The 16643-nt window shown below is 36.2% G+C and carries 18 protein-coding genes and 1 tRNA gene; 10 read left to right on the plus strand and 9 right to left on the minus strand.

Translation table 11 applies throughout. The features are described from left to right. Positions 1 to 100 precede the first annotated feature (100 nt). The 3 genes from BMX40_RS08310 to BMX40_RS08320 all read left to right on the plus strand — a co-directional run bounded on the left by BMX40_RS08310 (position 101) and on the right by BMX40_RS08320 (position 939). Positions 101 to 325 carry a hypothetical protein gene (locus tag BMX40_RS08310; RefSeq protein WP_090868744.1) on the plus strand — a complete coding sequence of 75 codons (225 nt, stop codon included), beginning with the start codon at positions 101 to 103 and terminating at the stop codon, positions 323 to 325. 75 nt (positions 326 to 400) lie between these two features. Continuing rightward, on the plus strand, positions 401 to 610 hold the full coding sequence (locus BMX40_RS08315) for a hypothetical protein (protein WP_090868745.1): 210 nt from the start codon (positions 401 to 403) through the stop codon (positions 608 to 610). Between the two features lie 98 nt (positions 611 to 708). Then, the gene (locus BMX40_RS08320; protein ID WP_090868747.1) at positions 709 to 939 is read left to right on the plus strand and encodes a hypothetical protein; all 231 of its coding nucleotides are present in this window, start codon (positions 709 to 711) and stop codon (positions 937 to 939) included. Positions 940 to 971: 32 nt separating this feature from the next. On the opposite strand, the gene BMX40_RS08325 is transcribed toward BMX40_RS08320, so the two are convergent. From BMX40_RS08325 to BMX40_RS08350, 6 genes are all read right to left on the minus strand, one after another. Beyond that, positions 972 to 1667 (minus strand): DUF421 domain-containing protein, encoded by a 696-nt coding sequence (locus tag BMX40_RS08325; RefSeq protein ID WP_090868749.1) that lies wholly within the window; start codon positions 1665 to 1667, stop codon positions 972 to 974. Between the two features lie 782 nt (positions 1668 to 2449). Beyond that, on the minus strand, positions 2450 to 2875 hold the full coding sequence (locus tag BMX40_RS08330; RefSeq protein WP_090868751.1) for a GNAT family N-acetyltransferase: 426 nt from the start codon (positions 2873 to 2875) through the stop codon (positions 2450 to 2452). Beyond that, the gene (locus tag BMX40_RS08335) at positions 2872 to 3390 is read right to left on the minus strand and encodes a YjcG family protein (protein ID WP_090868754.1); all 519 of its coding nucleotides are present in this window, start codon (positions 3388 to 3390) and stop codon (positions 2872 to 2874) included. The genes BMX40_RS08330 and BMX40_RS08335 overlap by 4 nt, the downstream gene beginning before the upstream one ends. A 155-nt stretch (positions 3391 to 3545) precedes the next feature. Next, a complete protein-coding gene (locus BMX40_RS08340; protein WP_090868756.1) occupies positions 3546 to 4271 on the minus strand; it encodes an alpha/beta hydrolase in 726 nt (241 codons plus the stop codon). A gap of 101 nt (positions 4272 to 4372) precedes the next feature. Then, positions 4373 to 6202, minus strand: coding sequence for an ABC transporter ATP-binding protein (locus BMX40_RS08345; RefSeq protein ID WP_090868758.1), 1830 nt, complete (start codon positions 6200 to 6202; stop codon positions 4373 to 4375). Beyond that, a complete protein-coding gene (locus BMX40_RS08350) occupies positions 6192 to 7922 on the minus strand; it encodes an ABC transporter ATP-binding protein (RefSeq protein ID WP_090868760.1) in 1731 nt (576 codons plus the stop codon). Before BMX40_RS08350 ends, BMX40_RS08345 begins: the two co-directional genes overlap by 11 nt. 261 nt (positions 7923 to 8183) lie before the next feature. On the opposite strand from BMX40_RS08350, the gene BMX40_RS08355 reads away from it, so the two are divergent. From BMX40_RS08355 to BMX40_RS08370, 4 genes are all read left to right on the plus strand, one after another. Continuing rightward, positions 8184 to 8810, plus strand: a complete 627-nt coding sequence (locus tag BMX40_RS08355) for a hypothetical protein (RefSeq protein ID WP_090868761.1) — start codon at positions 8184 to 8186, stop codon at positions 8808 to 8810. Between the two features lie 88 nt (positions 8811 to 8898). Beyond that, a tRNA-Val gene (locus BMX40_RS08360) sits at positions 8899 to 8971 on the plus strand. Between the two features lie 295 nt (positions 8972 to 9266). Next, positions 9267 to 9680: a hypothetical protein gene (locus tag BMX40_RS08365; protein WP_090868763.1), complete on the plus strand. Its 414-nt coding sequence runs from the start codon at positions 9267 to 9269 to the stop codon at positions 9678 to 9680. Between the two features lie 675 nt (positions 9681 to 10355). Next, positions 10356 to 12143, plus strand: a complete 1788-nt coding sequence (locus BMX40_RS08370; protein ID WP_090868764.1) for a methyl-accepting chemotaxis protein — start codon at positions 10356 to 10358, stop codon at positions 12141 to 12143. Positions 12144 to 12232: 89 nt separating this feature from the next. On the opposite strand, the gene BMX40_RS08375 is transcribed toward BMX40_RS08370, so the two are convergent. Further along, entirely contained in the window at positions 12233 to 12664 is a 432-nt protein-coding gene (locus BMX40_RS08375; protein WP_090868766.1) for a cell wall hydrolase, read from the minus strand. Between the two features lie 203 nt (positions 12665 to 12867). Here BMX40_RS08375 and BMX40_RS08380 point away from each other — a divergent pair, with 203 nt between their 5' ends. After that, entirely contained in the window at positions 12868 to 13314 is a 447-nt protein-coding gene (locus tag BMX40_RS08380; protein WP_090868768.1) for an OsmC family protein, read from the plus strand. A 33-nt stretch (positions 13315 to 13347) separates the two neighbouring features. Continuing rightward, entirely contained in the window at positions 13348 to 13758 is a 411-nt protein-coding gene (locus tag BMX40_RS08385) for a GNAT family N-acetyltransferase (RefSeq protein ID WP_425287848.1), read from the plus strand. 86 nt (positions 13759 to 13844) lie between these two features. Here BMX40_RS08385 and BMX40_RS08390 read toward each other — a convergent pair whose 3' ends face one another. Both BMX40_RS08390 and BMX40_RS08395 read right to left on the minus strand, forming a co-directional pair. Then, positions 13845 to 14684, minus strand: a complete 840-nt coding sequence (locus BMX40_RS08390; protein WP_170840716.1) for an STAS domain-containing protein — start codon at positions 14682 to 14684, stop codon at positions 13845 to 13847. Positions 14685 to 14834: 150 nt separating this feature from the next. Then, entirely contained in the window at positions 14835 to 15386 is a 552-nt protein-coding gene (locus tag BMX40_RS08395; RefSeq protein ID WP_090868772.1) for a hypothetical protein, read from the minus strand. Positions 15387 to 15481: 95 nt separating this feature from the next. On the opposite strand from BMX40_RS08395, the gene BMX40_RS08400 reads away from it, so the two are divergent. After that, the gene (locus BMX40_RS08400; protein ID WP_090868774.1) at positions 15482 to 16396 is read left to right on the plus strand and encodes a phosphatidate cytidylyltransferase; all 915 of its coding nucleotides are present in this window, start codon (positions 15482 to 15484) and stop codon (positions 16394 to 16396) included. The last annotated feature ends 247 nt before the right edge of the window (positions 16397 to 16643 follow it).

A 16643-nucleotide genomic window follows, 5' to 3' on the forward strand; every position in this document is an offset into this window, starting at 1 on the left:
TTTATAAATTCGAGATGAATAAGGGCACCTGTCTATACCGGATGTCAATTCGGGCATAGACTAATATCGACTAAATTTCTATAGGGAGAGTGACCATTAAATGTCTGATAATAAAAGAGTAATTCGTGTAAAAGACCTTGTGATCAAAGCAGACAATGTTTATTTCGAACCACCTAGACGTCGTGACCCGTTCTTTGGTGGTATGGTTCGTGATCGTAGAGAAGATACAGATGAATCCAGCAGTCTTAAATTCGAATCAAGTAGTGAACTAGTTGACGATGAACGTGAAGATAAAGATGAAAGAAGGCCTTTTTCCTGGATTTAATGAATGGAATTATGTGAATGAAGTGTGCAGCTTTTTTAGCTGCATTCTTTTTTTATCGGAGAGAGGGAGTGTATTATGGCAAATGAACCAGATTCTTATTGGATAAAGCAGCTTGATGCAATCATAAAACATTTAGATAAAAACGAAAAATGGTTGGAATACCCGGACGAGAAGATTCAAGAATTTGAAAAAGATTTTGATGAATGGAATAGTCCTATTTTAGAAGATGTCGAGAAGTTGGAAAAATGGCTAGAGGATCTTGACAAAAAAATGGAAGATTTTTAGGTTTGACTTTTCAGAAAATAGGGTAAACTAATGATAAGGACAGACATAAAATGATAATAGTATACGAATGATATAAAAAATGGGAGGAGTTGGTTCAAGTGGGCTATATTTTACCTATCCAACACCATGAGTATCATGACTACCAAAAACGTATTATAAAGGAAAAGCGTAATCCGTATGTTATTGAGAAACCATTTAAAACAATTTTAGAGTCTCAGTATGAGGAGTTGAAAAAGGACAACTACAGCTCACAGGCTTCAACAAAAGAAAGCAGAATAATATATGCAGATCTGACCGGTACAGGTGAAAATGTAAATGTAAAAGTATAAATAATAAAAACGAGGTTCATTTACCTCGTTTTTTATTTTTCCTTCTTATTGACATAAGGGAGAATTAGCAATTTTTTCCCTTTTGTATATTCGGCATAAAAGATATCCTGAACTCGTGTATAGCCTTGTTTTACGATCTCATCTAATAACCATTCTTCCGTAAGCTTGCTTTCCTCAAGGTTATCATATAAAATCTCGCCATCATTGATTAAAGTGGTTGATAATAATACTTCCTGCGGTGCTAAGTTCATATCTTTCCGTGTAAGTGTTTGGTAATCAGACTTTCGTAATACCGAAACCGTACCATCTGTCTCTAAGATCGCAAACTGTACCTCTTCAACTGTAAATACCTCTTTTTGACGTAGTAAATGCTGAAGTTGATTCACGTCAAGTCTGTTTTTTTTCATAACATCCCGGATTAACTGTCCATTATGTATAACAATGGCTGGTTTTCCTTCTAAAAAACCCCGTGTTCCTTTATATTTCTGCGTAATGATTTCAAGAACTAAAAGTAAGCCACCCCATAAAATGATCACAAAACCTATATCAAGTACGCCTGCTTTTTTATCGAACAATGCATTTCCTACTAATTCTCCTAATATTAATGCTGAAATAAAATCAAAAGGAGTGATCTGGGAAATGGATGTTTTTCCAAGTACTTTTGTTAGTGCAAATAGGGCTACAAACCCAAATAACGTTTCGTATAACATTGGCAAATAATGATTCATACAAAAGTCCCCCTATCTTTATATCTCGTTCTTCTTAATATGTCCGAGAAAGATAAAGACATGCAAAAATTGAATGGGAAGAGGAAAATATGGAGTGATAGTTGAAAAGTTGGGGGCGATGGTTGAAAAGTTGGTGCCGAACGTTGATAAGTAGAGGTCGACCGTTGATAACTCGGAGTAAAGGTTGATAAGTTGGGGAAGAACGTCGATAATTCGGATAAAGGTTGAAAAGTTGAGGTCGAACGTTGATAAATCGGAATAAAGGTTGAAAAGTTGAGGTCGAACGTTGATAAATCGGAATAAAGGTTGATAAGTTGGGGAAGAACGTTGATAAATCGGAATAAAGGTTGATAAGTTGGGGAAGAACGTAGATAACTCGGAGTAAACGTCGATAAGAGTAGTCCGAACGTTGATAAATCAGAATGAACGTCGATAAGTGCGCCTAAACGTTGATAACATGAATGAAGGTTGATAACTCGAGTCCAAACGTCGATAACACGCGTCCGAACGTTGAAAAATCGGAATAAAGGTCGATAATTCGCGTCTGAACGTTGATAAGCCGGAATAAACGTCGATAATTCGCGTCTGAACGTTGATAAGCCGGAATAAACGTCGATAACACGCGATCGAACGTTGATAAGCCGGAATAAACGTCGAAAACCCGCAGTCGAACGTCGATAACATGTAACCAAAGAGACGATAACTCGTAACTCAGTGAAGAGACAGATGATCTTACACAGTAAAAAAGATCGCTAAAACAAGCGATCTTTCCTTCATACATCTTATTTTAATTCTTTAACCATTGTAACATGTGGGATGCCTGCGTCCATGAACTCACCAGATATGGTTTTATATCCAAGACGTTTATAAAAATCCTCGGCATGGGTTTGGGCGTTCAATTTTGATTTGGAATAACCTTTATCTGCGATTACTGCTTCCATCGCTTCTATAATTTGTTTTCCGTTTGATTTACCTCGCTGGTCTTTAACGACACATATCCGTTCTAATTTGCCGTACTCATCTACAAAACGGAGCCGGCTTGCTGCAATTGGTTCTTCATCTTCGTATCCGATAAAATGAATGGCTTCTGCATCATGTTCGTCCAGTTCTTCTTCCGGTGGTACGTTTTGTTCCTCAACAAATACTTCGGTTCTAACTTGAAATGCATGCTTTTTTTCTTGATTGGTTTCTACTACTTTTATATTCACAGTGATTCCTTCCCAAATACAAACGAGTCGTGCACTGTCCAAGATCCATTATCCAACTGGTAAAGAAGCTGGAATCGATCAATGGTGTCTTCGATCTGGAAGTCCTTCATTTTTAAGCTCCCAAATACATCAGAGTATTCGTCGTCAAGTAGTTTTTGACCGATGGTAATGTGTGGAACAAAATTGTACTGTTTATTGTCTGGAAACTTACCGGAATGCATTTTTTCATACAATTCATTTAATGTATCATGTGGCTCTACTTTCAAATAAATTGTATTTGTAACTGGTACGAATGAGCTTACTTTATTAATTTGAATAGTAAATGGTTCTGTTTCGTTCGCGATGTATTTTAATTCCGTTACTAACTCATCAATCATATCATCATCAGCTTCAAATGCTTCTTTAATTGTGATATGTGGTGGTATTAGTGCATAATGTGGATCATAGCGTTTGCGATAAGAATTGGCTTCATCTTGTACTTTCTTTGATGGGAAAATCGCAATACCATATTTCATCATAAAACCTCCTATTCCATTTATTAGTAGATAGACTCCTGCATAATGATTCTCCGAATGCAGGTTTCTAAGATGCGAAAATTTAGTCTTCTTTTTATTATAACAAAAATTACCTTATAGAAAGAAGATATATATCGAGAAAAATTTAAAAAACGCTAATTAAACATCGTTGTTAACACAGTTTGCATATCTTTTTGCCAATATTTCCAGGTGTGTTCACCATCCGGAATTTCTTTGTAATAATAGGTGGAGCCTTTTTGCTCGATTAATTCCTTTAGTTTACGATTCGGTGTAACGAAATCTACATCCGGGTCAACGGTTGTTTTCACATTGGTCTCGTTTGTACCAATTGTATGGTAGATATCAATCCCTTGAAGGTTCTGAGCATTTTCTACAATTTCAAGTACCTTCTCATCAACAAGAGGGGATTGCATCACTACTTTGCCAAACGTGTTCGGATATTTACTTGCAACCACAATGGCAAGCGTGCCTGCTAGAGAATCACCCATTAAAGCGCGTGATCCCCCCATGTGGTAGGTTGGTAACTGCTCATCTAAATACGGAACAACCTCATGGACTAAAAATTTCACATAAGCGTCATGTTGCTCGCCGTCTGGATGATACTTTTTAAGCCGATCCTGACGATCTTGATAATGGATCCCAACAAATATTGTATTTTCAATTTCGTATTCGTCGTGAAGCCGATCACTCAGTGTGGCTACGCGACCTAATTGAAAGTAATCATTACCATCCTGCATGATGCAAATATGGTATTTATACAATGGTGTAAATGACTCCGGTTGATATATTTTTAGCGTCATTTTTTCTCGTAAGTAACTACTATCAATTTCATGCTCAATCATTTTTCCTTTACGTCCCAAGGTAAACCCTCACTTTCAAAATCTCTCTGATCATAGTGTATCATTTTACGGAACCCGTAACTAGCAGGATGAACTTCAGTTGATTAGGATAAAGTGAGTAATTAACTACCTACTTCTTGTAATTGGCCTTTGTAAAGGTCAAAGTAGTTCCTTCGTAGTTCAAGTAGTTCCTCGTGGCTACCTTGTTCCATAATTTCCCCATGCTCGAGCATAATGATTTTGTCTGCTTCCTGAATCGTATTTAAACGGTGGGCTATAATGAAGCTTGTTCTTCCTTTCATTAGTTTTTTCAATGCTTCTTGAATCTTCATTTCTGTGATTGTGTCGATATTACTTGTTGCTTCATCCAGTACAAGGATAGAGGGTTCGGCAATAAACGCACGTGCAATGGTCAATAGTTGCTTTTGCCCTTGGCTAATTCCACTACCTTCTTGATCAAGTACGGTATCATATCCGTCGGGTAATTGTTTGATAAAATCATGTGCATTGGCTTTTTTCGCAGCGTTAACTACTTCTTCATCCGATGCATCCAATCTACCATAACGAATGTTTTCACGAATTGTATCATGGAATAAGAAGGAATCCTGTAAAACAAAAGCCATATGGGAGCGAAGGCTAGAGCGTTTTATGTCTTTTAATTCTATCCCGTCTAACGTAATATTCCCGCCATCATAATTGTAAAAACGTGAGATTAAATTGATAATGGTTGTTTTCCCGGCACCAGTGTGTCCAACAAAAGCAATCGATTCACCAGGCGCTGCTTCAAAGCTAATATCATTTATGATTGTTTCATCTTCATAACCAAACGTCACATGGGTAAATTTAAAATGTCCTTCTGTTTCTGGTAGTTTAACAGCTGCACGTTCATCTTCTTCCTCTTTCTCTTCATCGATAACGTTAAATACACGTTCTGCACCAGCTACAGCTGCTAGGAGAACATTGAATTGGTTGGATAATTCATTTAACGGTCTCGTGAATTGTCTTGCGTACTCGGTGAAGATCACGATAACACCAACCGTTACCAAACCAGTTCCATTTACAACTAATATACCTCCAACTAGAGCAATCAAACCAAAGCTTAGGAAGTTTAGCATATTCATGACTTTTGGGATAAATCCAGCAATCGTTAATGCCCAAAAACCAGATCGATTTAATTTCTTGTTCTTTTCTTCAAATTCCGAAATGACACGTTCTTCTTGAGAGAACGTTTTGACGACATGTTGACCAGAAACAATTTCTTCTACATATCCATTTAATTCTCCTAAATCATTTTGCTGTAATTTATAAAGGGGGCCGGTTCGTCTAGTGATCCAACGTGTCGCAAAAAACATTACCGGAACAATCGTCATCGTAACTAGTGTTAAAACTGGACTTAGATAGATCATGACAATTAATGTACCTAGTAAAGTAAGTACACTAGTAAAGATCTGAATGACAGATTGGTTTAATGTGTTGTTAATATTATCAATGTCATTTGTAATCCGGCTCATTAATTCCCCGTGCTGGCGCTTGTCAAAATAAGAGATTGGTAAGCGATGAAACTGGTGGAATAGATCGGAACGCAAGTCATATACCGTGTTTTGTGCAATCCCAACCATCCAAAAATTCTGCATAAAAATCGACAGGGAATGAAAGAGGTATACAAATAATAAACCGATAACGAGATTACCTAGTCCAGAAACCTCTTGCTTAACAATATAATCATCAATTGCCATTCCAACCATAAAAGGTCCCAAGAGACTAAGACCAGAGCTCAGGATTACCATTAATACAACGAGCCAAAGCTTCCCTTTCTCTCGTGCAAGATAGGACCAAATTCGCTTTAATGTCCCAACTGTATTTTTGGCACGTTTCTGCTTTATTTCATCTGAGATATTTTCGATCGGTATTTTCTTATATTGAAAAGGCTCTTTCAGCTGCTTAATCGACATAAGGATGCTCCTTTCCAAATTGCGATTCAACAATCTTGCGGTACAGTTGTGATTCTTGAACAAGCTCATCATGGGTTCCGATTGCTAAAATTCCTCCGTTATCCATTAACATAATCCGATCTGCCCGCATTGCTGTTGATATTTTTTGGGTGATAATCAGCATTGTATTGACGTCATCCTCAATGGCTTCAAGGAGACGTGCTTCTGTTGCTAAGTCAAGTGCGCTTGTACTGTCATCTAACATCAAAATTTTAGGTTTGCGAATTAATGCACGCGCGATGGAAATCCGTTGTTTTTGTCCACCAGATAGGTTAACTCCTTTTTGGCCAACTTTTGTATGATACTGATCAGGTAGCTCCATAATCGTATCGTGAATTTGTGCATCCCGTGCAGCTTGAAGGATTTCTTCATTGGTTGCATTGTCTTTTCCCCAAGCAATATTATCAATAATTGGACCACTGAAAAGTAGCGGGCTTTGTGGAACATAGCCAATACTCCTTCGTAAGGTATCCAATGTAAAGGAAGATATTGGTTTATCATCAAGGAAAACTTCTCCTTTTGTCGTATCGTATAAACGCGGGATCAATTGGAAAAGTGACGTTTTTCCAGCTCCGGTAGCGCCAATTATTGCCAGCTTTTCTCCTCCATTTACTGTAAAAGAGATATTGTTAAGAACAGGCTCTTCCGCAGTGGGGTAGGTGAAGGATATATTACGAAATTCGATTTTTCCTTCCAAAACCTTTTGCTGTTTCTCTGCATCATCTTGATCAGCTAAATCTACCTCTTCGTCAAGCACAGCACTTAAACGGTCGGCAGAAGCTTTCGTACGTGAGAATGCCATGATAATGAAGGAGAACATGGAAATAGCCATTGCTACTCGCATTGCATAGTTAACAATAGCAACAACATCCCCAACCTCTGCTGTTCCAGCGATCGATTGGGCATTTCCAAACCAAATAATGGCAATAATACTAACGTTCATAATGAAGAGTAGTACTGGCATTGATGCTTCTACAAACCGGAATGTCTTTCTTGTATTTGTCTTTAGTCGTGTATTTGCTGTTGTAAAACGATCTTCCTCATAATCACGACGAAAGAATGCTTTGATTAATCGCATACCTGCAAGGTTTTCCTGCATCACACGGTTTACGTTATCAACACTTCGTTGTACACGGTCGAACATCTTTGTTGCCTTTTTTAGCACCCATACAAGGAAGCCAATCAATAGTGGCACCGTAATAACAAAAATAACCGCTAATCTTGGATTGACAACGAATGCCATAATGACTCCCCCTAAAACAAGAAGGGGTGCTTTTACCATAATTCGCAATCCCATGAAAATGGTATTTTGAACTTGGCGAACATCATTTGTAAAGCGAGTCATCAAACCTGATGTAGGGTATTTATTTAAATTGGCGAATGAAAATTCCTGTACTTTACGGAATAATCTGTCCCGCATATCGTATGCAAATCCCCAGCTCACATGAGAAGCGAAAAAAGAGTTAATAATCCCTGAAATAAAGGAGAAAAATGCAAGACCAATCATAATGCTTCCCCATGTAACAATGTTGTTTAAGTCTTTTGTTAAAACTCCATTATCAATCATTTTTCCAAGAAAAAATGGGAGGAGCAGCTCTACTGCCAGCTCAACAAGCATAAGACTTAAGGCAACAAAAGCAGGTAGTTTGAAATTCTTAAGAGATGAAAAAACTGTTTTCACTAGTAAACCCCCGTTGTCAAAATTCTTTGTCTAGATAAATTATTTAAAATAATTTTCTCTTTATTATAAGGTAAAAGTAGGATTTTTTCCAAGAATTTATTTCGAGTATAGAAATAAAATGGAAGGTACAATTTAACGTATTAGTCCCACCTTCTTATAAATGGAGATGGCATTAGATATGCATAAATGGGTATGAATAGGTGTCAACTGATTGGTTAAACTATTCCTCCTGTATTTAACTAATAGGGAGGAGCTAGTTAAATGGGTAAGGCAAAGAAACCTTTTTATAAAAGATGGTGGGTATGGTTGATTGCAATCGTGCTACTATGGATCATTTTTGCTGGTGCAGATGAAACGGAAGAAGAAGATGTAGAAACAGCTGATCAAGAGATGGTGGAAGATGGGGAGGGGCAAGATGTTGAGGATGACAAATCTGTGAAGGAAGATGAGGAAAAAGAGGAAGACTCGATAAATGAAGAGGATGGAGCAAGCGCTGTACCAAATATGAATAATATTATGGATAAAAGTGAACAGGAAGTAGAAGGAGTGTTAGGAGAAGCGAATAGTAGAGAGGAAACAGAATTCCGGTTATCAGGTACTGAAGATAGAGTTCCTGCTATAACTTCTACCTACCAAGATGGTACTGTGGAAGTGATGTTTGTCGAAGGTACTGCACAGAGGGTAACCTATACTCCACCACAATCAATTGACTATAATGAGAATGAGATTGATCAATTATTAACCGATTTACACATTGATGCAACAATTACGTTTGAGAATGACTTTGTAACAAGAGGAGAATCAGAAAACGCTCATGAAGTATCAATTAATAATAATGATGGTAATATCGGTTTTGTTTATATAGTAGTTGATGAAAAGTATCAATAAATAGAAGGGCAGTTTTCATACTGCTCTCTTTTAATATTGACAGAAAATGCTAGACTTCTTATACTTAAGAAAGTAAAGTAAATAATTTGATTCCGTAGCTCAGCTGGGAGAGCGCCACCTTGACAGGGTGGAGGTCGTTGGTTCGAGCCCAATCGGAATCATCTTAACAATAAACGCTTAATCCTTGATTTATCAATGGTTAGGCGTTTTGTTTTATTAGTAAGATGAATCATAAATTATAGGGTCTTGATTAAAAATCACAATGAAACGTGATTTTATTATATACGACAGAATTATAAAATATCAAAAAGTAGTAACAGTAAAAACTTCTATTATCAGTTGAAAGTAGTGTATGCCCATATGTTTTTCTATTTAAAATATTATGAATAAAGATTTTAATTTTACTAGAAAGAATTTCATGCTTGCTTATTTTGTATATCTAGATTGAGATAAATTATGAAAAATATATTTATTATCTTAGGTTTGATAGTTAGTTTGCTTTTGGGAGGATGTACATCAAACACAGAACCTATTTTAAAAGGTACTTACCAGAGTGATATACAAGGATCTGAATATGTTGTTCAAATGTCTTTTCAACCAGAGGATAACAGCTATGTTGAATACATTGAAAATAGGGAAGTGGATAAGGGAACCTACGAAAAAGAAAATGATGTATATATAATAAATAGTGAAAACCAGCAAAATTTTCAAATAAGATTAGGTAAAGAAGACACATTTGAAATAATTGATAGAATTAATAATGGAGAACCAATAAAACTAATAAAAATAAATGATACTCCAATATATATTTCAACGGAATTTAATGATGTCGAAAATTATAAAGCTTTATTAAATAAAAAAAGAAAGTAATTTAGTCATTGCTTGGAATGTCATTGGAAGAAGTCTCTTCTAGTTCAACACAAATCAATCAATCATATGAGAATTTAAATCAATTTCAGACGGATCCGTTGAGATGTTTGAAGAGTTAATGGGAATTAGTGATGATCAATTAAACACGATGCAATTACTTGTTCAGTAAGCTAAAAGTCTAGCAGAAGTAAAAGGCGAAGCAGATCAATTGCTTTTATCAAACCAAGATGTTGAATAGATTCATTCACGGAAAAAAATGAACAATGAGAAAATGTGGCTGTGTAATCAATCAGTGGTTTTCTTAAACAAGCGTTTACCCTTTGAGAAGGGGGGAGCGCTTTTTTTTAGTAATTTGTATCCTCGTGAATATGTAAGTGAATTTTAAGTAATATTTAGAACTACGTTTTTTTAAAGTCATTCTTCACCTCAATATCTAACACAACACCGAGCCTAACTTTCATGATTGAAATAACAGGGATAAAAAAATGAATCAACCGCAAATATATTAAATATTTAAAATATGGAGAACAATGTTGAATTTTGCGAACAAACATTATACAATAGATGAAAATATAAATAGGAAATTAGACCCAATTAACTAATGAAAGGGTTTAAATTTCTGGATATCTAAAGTTTAGGGGATTGAAAGAAACTAGTCATAAGGGGGAAATTAAGATGAAATGGAAACACACAATCAAATTTAAGTTAAGTATCATGATGGCAGTGCTATTAATAATTCCACCAGTAATCGTTGGATATTTTTCCTATCAGAAATCAGAAGCATTGGAATATGCCGTCATTCAAAAGGATGATATGGAAGAACTTTCAAGTGATTTTGAAGCCATCTTCAATGATTATGAACGCGCCTTGGAAGATATTAGTGAGTTGCCAGAAATGCAATATGATACATATAATTTTGAGAACCAAACAGAACAGAGTATAACAAATATGCCTAATGTAAATGATCCGGTTAAGACCGAATTTTACGCAGATTACTTAAGTGAAGTTTCAGAAGAATATGAATATACATTGAATTTATACTTTGCAACAAATGAGGGTGAATTTTATTTATCGAATATTCCTCCTGAAGAGGTAAATTTAAATGAGTATAATCCTACAGAAACAGATTGGTATAGTCAAGCTAGCGAAAATAGTGGGCAAATTATTTGGACAGATCCATACTTAGATACTGGAACAGGAAAATCAACGATTACTTTAGCGAAAACAATGGAGAATAGTAATGGAGAAACAGTAGGAGTCATTGGTCTTGATTTTGATATGCATAAACTAGCGGTTCTGCTGAGACAAGATGTATGGCAAACATCGCTAATTACCGTATTGATATTTGTATTAATTGGTTCTACTGCGATTTATGTTTTTGTGAAGCGGTTTAGCGGTAATTTATCACTCATACAAAATAGACTTGGAAAAATTGCAAATGGCGAATTAAATAACGAAAAAGTAATTGTAAAGAGTAAAGATGAAATTTATGAGCTTGCTAGTACAATGAATGTGATGCAGGATAACTTGAAAGAGACGGTTCAAAAAGTAGAAACGGCCTCCAAACACGTTACGGAGCAAAGTGAAGCACTAACGAGATCGGCAGAAGAAGTAAAGGCAGGTTCGGAACAAGTTGCTACCACGATGCAAGAATTGGCGTCTGGTTCAGAGTCGCAAGCAGACAGTACTAGTGAGCTGTCGTCAACCATGCAGTCCTTCAGTAAAGAAGTAGAAAACGCGAATGAAATCGGATCAAGCATCCATGAATCTTCCAGTAAAGTCTTAAGTATTACAAATGAGGGTAGCCAATTAATGAATTCCTCGAAGGAACAAATGGAGAAAATAGACCATATTGTTCAAGATGCCGTTGAAAAAGTACAGGGACTTGACGTGCAATCGCAAGAAATATCGAAATTGGTATCTGTAATCAAGGACATTGCGGAACAAACGAACCTTCTCGCATTGAATGCTGCAATTGAAGCAGCAAGAGCTGGTGAACATGGAAAAGGCTTCGCAGTAGTTGCTGATGAAGTAAGAAAGTTAGCAGAGCAAGTATCAGACTCTGTTACGGATATTACAGACATCGTAACAAATATCCAAACGGAATCAAGCGTCGTAACAGAATCGCTACAAGGTGGATATAAAGAAGTGGAACAAGGAACTAGTCAAATAGAAGCTACAGGAGAGAAGTTCGAGGGGATTAATGGTGCTGTAACAGACATGGTTGACAAGGTTAAGTTAGTATCAGAAAATCTAGCTAGTATAGCAGTAGGAAGCCAACAAATGAATCGGTCTATTGAGGATATTGCAGCCATTTCTGAAGAATCTGCTGCAGGTGTAGAACAAACATCTGCCTCTTCGCAACAAACAAGTGCTTCCATGGAAGAAATGGTGGATCGATCGAAGGAGCTTGCAGGTCTTGCTGATGAATTGAATGTATTAGTAGGGCAGTTTAAACTATAACAGCAACGAAAGATTAATTATATGCCTGAATTCCAGTTTCGATGGGATTCAGGCATTTGTTTGTCATCTTAGTAAGATTGAAGCAATTGTTAAAAGGTCTGAAAAACGCTAGGACATTCGGATTCCGTTGGATTATAAAAACAATGACTTTTAAATCTTCCCGAGTTCCATTGTCCAAACCACTGAGCAGGACAAGCACCTTCTGGCCTGAAAAACCAAAGGGAATAACTTGCAGGATGAAACCTTTCTCCGTTAATAACCTTTCGAGCAAGATTGATATCCAGTTCACGTGCTCGTTGATAAAAATATCCTTTCGTAGTTGCTTCAAATCCCCCTGGGGTTTGGTACACCATTCTGTTTATTGTATTAATATCTTTAAAATCCAAACAACGAGCTCTTGTACGGTTTACCCCAACATTTCCAACCATTAACATACCTAGCTTGCCATCACCTTCAGCTTCTGCTCGCATTAATCGTGCTAGTAGCTTTACATCTTGTTCGTTCGCTTTTATAACAGCCATGTAAATCCTCCTAAAATGCTATTGGTTTATCTTATTCGTGAGAACCACTAAATGAAATTGTCCACAAAATCTATGGGGAATAATTTAGTATACAGGGAATAAGGGGAGGTCATAGATTATTTCACAGCAATTCGAATACATTTACATTCAATTCTAATAGATATAAAATCTCTTTGTACCAAGTACAGAGAGGAGACTATCTTTTGTCACAATTATCTACTTTAAGTGTTAGCGGTAATTTAAAATCGGGATTGAAAAATGAAGTAAATGTTAGAGACTTATCACCTTTTTTTGTTGATGAACCAGAAAGGCTTGGAGGAACAAATGCTGGTCCGAACCCATTGGAATATTTTTTAGGTGCATTATCAGCATGTACATCAATTATGGTTGCTTATGTAGCCAAGGAGCAAAACTTTTCTTATCAAGGATTAGATTATGTAACAGATGGAACCATTGATCCAAGGGGGTTTAAAGGTGAAGAAGGAATTCAAACTTATTTCCAAACAGTAAAGCTAGAGGTTGTTATCGAGACGGAGGAGAGTGAAGGTGCGTTAGAATTATTAAAAGAAACGGTAGAAAAAAGATGTCCATTATATAATCTATTGAGAGACGCGGGCGTTGAAGTTAATAGTACCTGGTCTAGGAAATAATGAAGCGTTTGGTATGAGTGAAGGAGGAGCCTAATGTCTATCCAAATTAAACGTATAGAAAAAGAGTTAGTATGGGAAATTCGACATCAAGTAATGTGGCCAGATAAAGCGTTTAACTATATAAAATTGGCGGAAGATGATTTGGGTATCCATTTTGGTTTGTTTACAAAGGGGAGACTCGTTTCCGTTGTCTCGCTATTCATAGCTGAAGAAGAATGTCAATTTCGAAAATTTGCTACTTTACAAGATGAACAGGGAAATGGATACGGAACAACATTACTGGAATTTGCTATAAAAGAAGCGAAGAAACATGGAATAGCTAGAATTTGGTGCAATGCCAGAGAAAACAAAACCGATTTTTATAAAAAATTTGGTCTACAAGAAACAAACAACCGATTTGAAAAAGGTGGAAAATCCTACCTCATAATGGAAAAACGAATATAAAGTGGTGCCAAAGTGGTGCCAGGCACCTGTCGGATGTTATTCAGGTGCCTGGCACCGGTTTAAGCAGACCGTAACTTTTAATGCTATTACTTTGACAACGAATCTAATGCTTGTTTTAATGTGCTGAATGTCTGAACGTCCTTACCGCTAATTTGTAACTCCGCAAATGTGTGTGCCACCTCTGGTCGAATACCTGAGAGGGCAGGTGTAATACCTAGCATGCTTAGAAGGTTTATGACTTGTATAATTTGTTGAGCTACGAATATATCTATGGCAGGTATACCAGATAAGTCAATATATAAGTATTGTACTTTGGCATCTACTACCTTCATGGGAATAGATTCATAGATTTCTTTCATTCGATAGGTATCTATATTTCCGACTAATGGTAAAATAGCTACACGATTTGAAATAGGGATGATTGGAGTGCTTAATTCACCGATTAGTACCTGTTGACTCGATAAACGTTCCCTAGTAATCGCATAATACCTCCTAGAAAACTTGGTGTTTAACTCATGAAACGCAGAATTGAACGTAGCATACCACCGAGTCACATCTTGTTTGGAAATGTGATGATTATGATCTTTGATAAATTCCATCACAAATTCCATAAATGTGTCTTGTGCAACATTAATGGCATGAATAACTTCAAATATTGGTGTATCGGAATTCACTCTACTTTCTGCAACAATGCTTGCCCATTGCTCTACATGGTTATGAAAAACTTCCTTATCGTCTAGCAGAGCACATATCACCGTTTTATTAGTGAGGGTGTTCTGTGATCTTAACATACTTTCGATCGACATAACTGTATCAGCAGAATAAATAGATCCCGATGCTGCTATTCGTTTATTTAACCATGCTTCCGTAATCTTCGGAGTCTTTTCTGTTAAGAAATCATATAATAACTTATCTAAATTATTCATCTTCATCCTCATTTTCTACATGAATTCGGTTGATTAATTAATCAATATCTTAGCATATAATTGGAAGCAATTGGAGTAGATTGTACTTGGGAAAGTAATATTTAATACTATCCTTTTATCCCAAAATGCTTCTTGAAATAACCTTTGTCATTAAAGTTGTTTTTTAATAGGTTCAAAGTTAAATAATTTTCCCTCGTAAATTAATTGTAGGCGTTCATTTTTCCGGAAATCATCCGGTGTAACCATAACAGGGAGTTTATCCCATAAGTGGATCCCTGAACGTCGAAGAATCTCAGCAACAAATTGAGAGCAAAAATAGGAATTGCTGAATTCAACAGGCTCCTTCAACGATACCCCAATAACACCGAGGATATTATATAAAAATTTATCATCATTACGTATAAAAACATCTATGATTCGTTTCATTTTTTCAACTTCCCGTTCGGTTACTTCCAGTTTATAAATAACGCAGGTCGTATCTTTAAATTTACTATAGGTTCCAGTATGGATGTCCTCTTTCACAAAACCACCGTGAAGGGGATTTTTCGGATTCTTTCGTCCGAAACTGTACATTTCTTTTAGTTCTGGATCAAATGAAAGGGAGGCGTGATTATATGGTGCTTTCGTATATTTCTTAATTAAATTGGTAAATAAAGTGCCAGTATCGGACAGCATTATGTAGACATAGCGCTCACCACTCATCCCTATCCCTCCTCTAAATATCTTCTACACCTTTTCATTATACAATATATCCTATAAAATGAATGAGTCATCAAACAAAAGAATGGGTGTGACCTATGACGCAAACAATTTGGACGTTATCAATTATCTTATTCACGTTATTACTTGCGACAATAGTGTTTTACGTAGCCAAAAGGATACAACCAGATAAAGATTTTTCAAGGATTCACCTTCGTGTGAAAACATGGTGGGGAATGTTTGCCGTTTTTTGTTTTGCAACATTATTTAACCCCGTTGTTTCCTTACTCTCTATTATGATACTATGTTTCTTTTCATTACGGGAATATTTTTCGATGATGAAAACGAGAAAATCAGATCGGCGCTTATTCCTATGGTCTTATTTAATGATCCCAATTCAATTTTATTGGATATATATAGGATGGTACGGGATGTTTATTGTATTTATTCCTGTTTATGTATTCTTATTTTTACCGTTACCACGGATCATTGGGAAGGGGACACTGGGCTTTCTTCGGTCGGTTAGTTTTACGCAATGGGGCTTAATGTTAATGGTGTTTGGACTAAGTCATTTAGCTTATTATCAAATAGCTACCCCAGAATATGGAGCGAACTTACTGCTATTTTTAATGGTCTTAACGCAGGTAAATGATGTCATACAATACTTAATATCAATATACATAGGAAAAAGAAAGGTTACACCATCTGCTAATCCGAATATAACGTGGGAAGGTTTTATTGGTTCGTTCCTAATAACAACCTGTATCTCTTATATTCTTTATCCACATTTAACACCTTTCGATTTAACATTTGGAATTCTATCGGGTGTTATTATTAGTGTTGCAGGGTATTGTGGAGGTTTAACAATTTCGGTTTTAAAGCGAGATTTGTTAATTGGTGACCGTGAGAAATATGAGTTGCTCAAGGATCGCTATTTGAACAAAGTAGATAGCTTAACCTATACTTCTCCAGTATTTTTTCATATCATTCGTTACTTTTTTGATTTTATGTGATTAGATCCGTTCCCTTTTGAGGGGCGGATTTTTTTGTGATCTAAGAAAGTCTACTCATAGGAAAAGTAAAGGTGCTGTAAATGGTAACTCATGTTGTATTCATGACTGTGGAGAACTTTTTTAAACGTTTTATTCAATCGGAACTTCACTAGAAATCTCCGTTAATATCCTTTTATCGTTACATAAACCATAAAAAGTTCTTGCCATAATGCATCACTTATGTAAATATATGTGTAAAGACATATGT

Source organism: Oceanobacillus limi (assembly GCF_900111445.1).
GTDB lineage: Bacteria > Bacillota > Bacilli > Bacillales > Amphibacillaceae > Ornithinibacillus > Ornithinibacillus limi.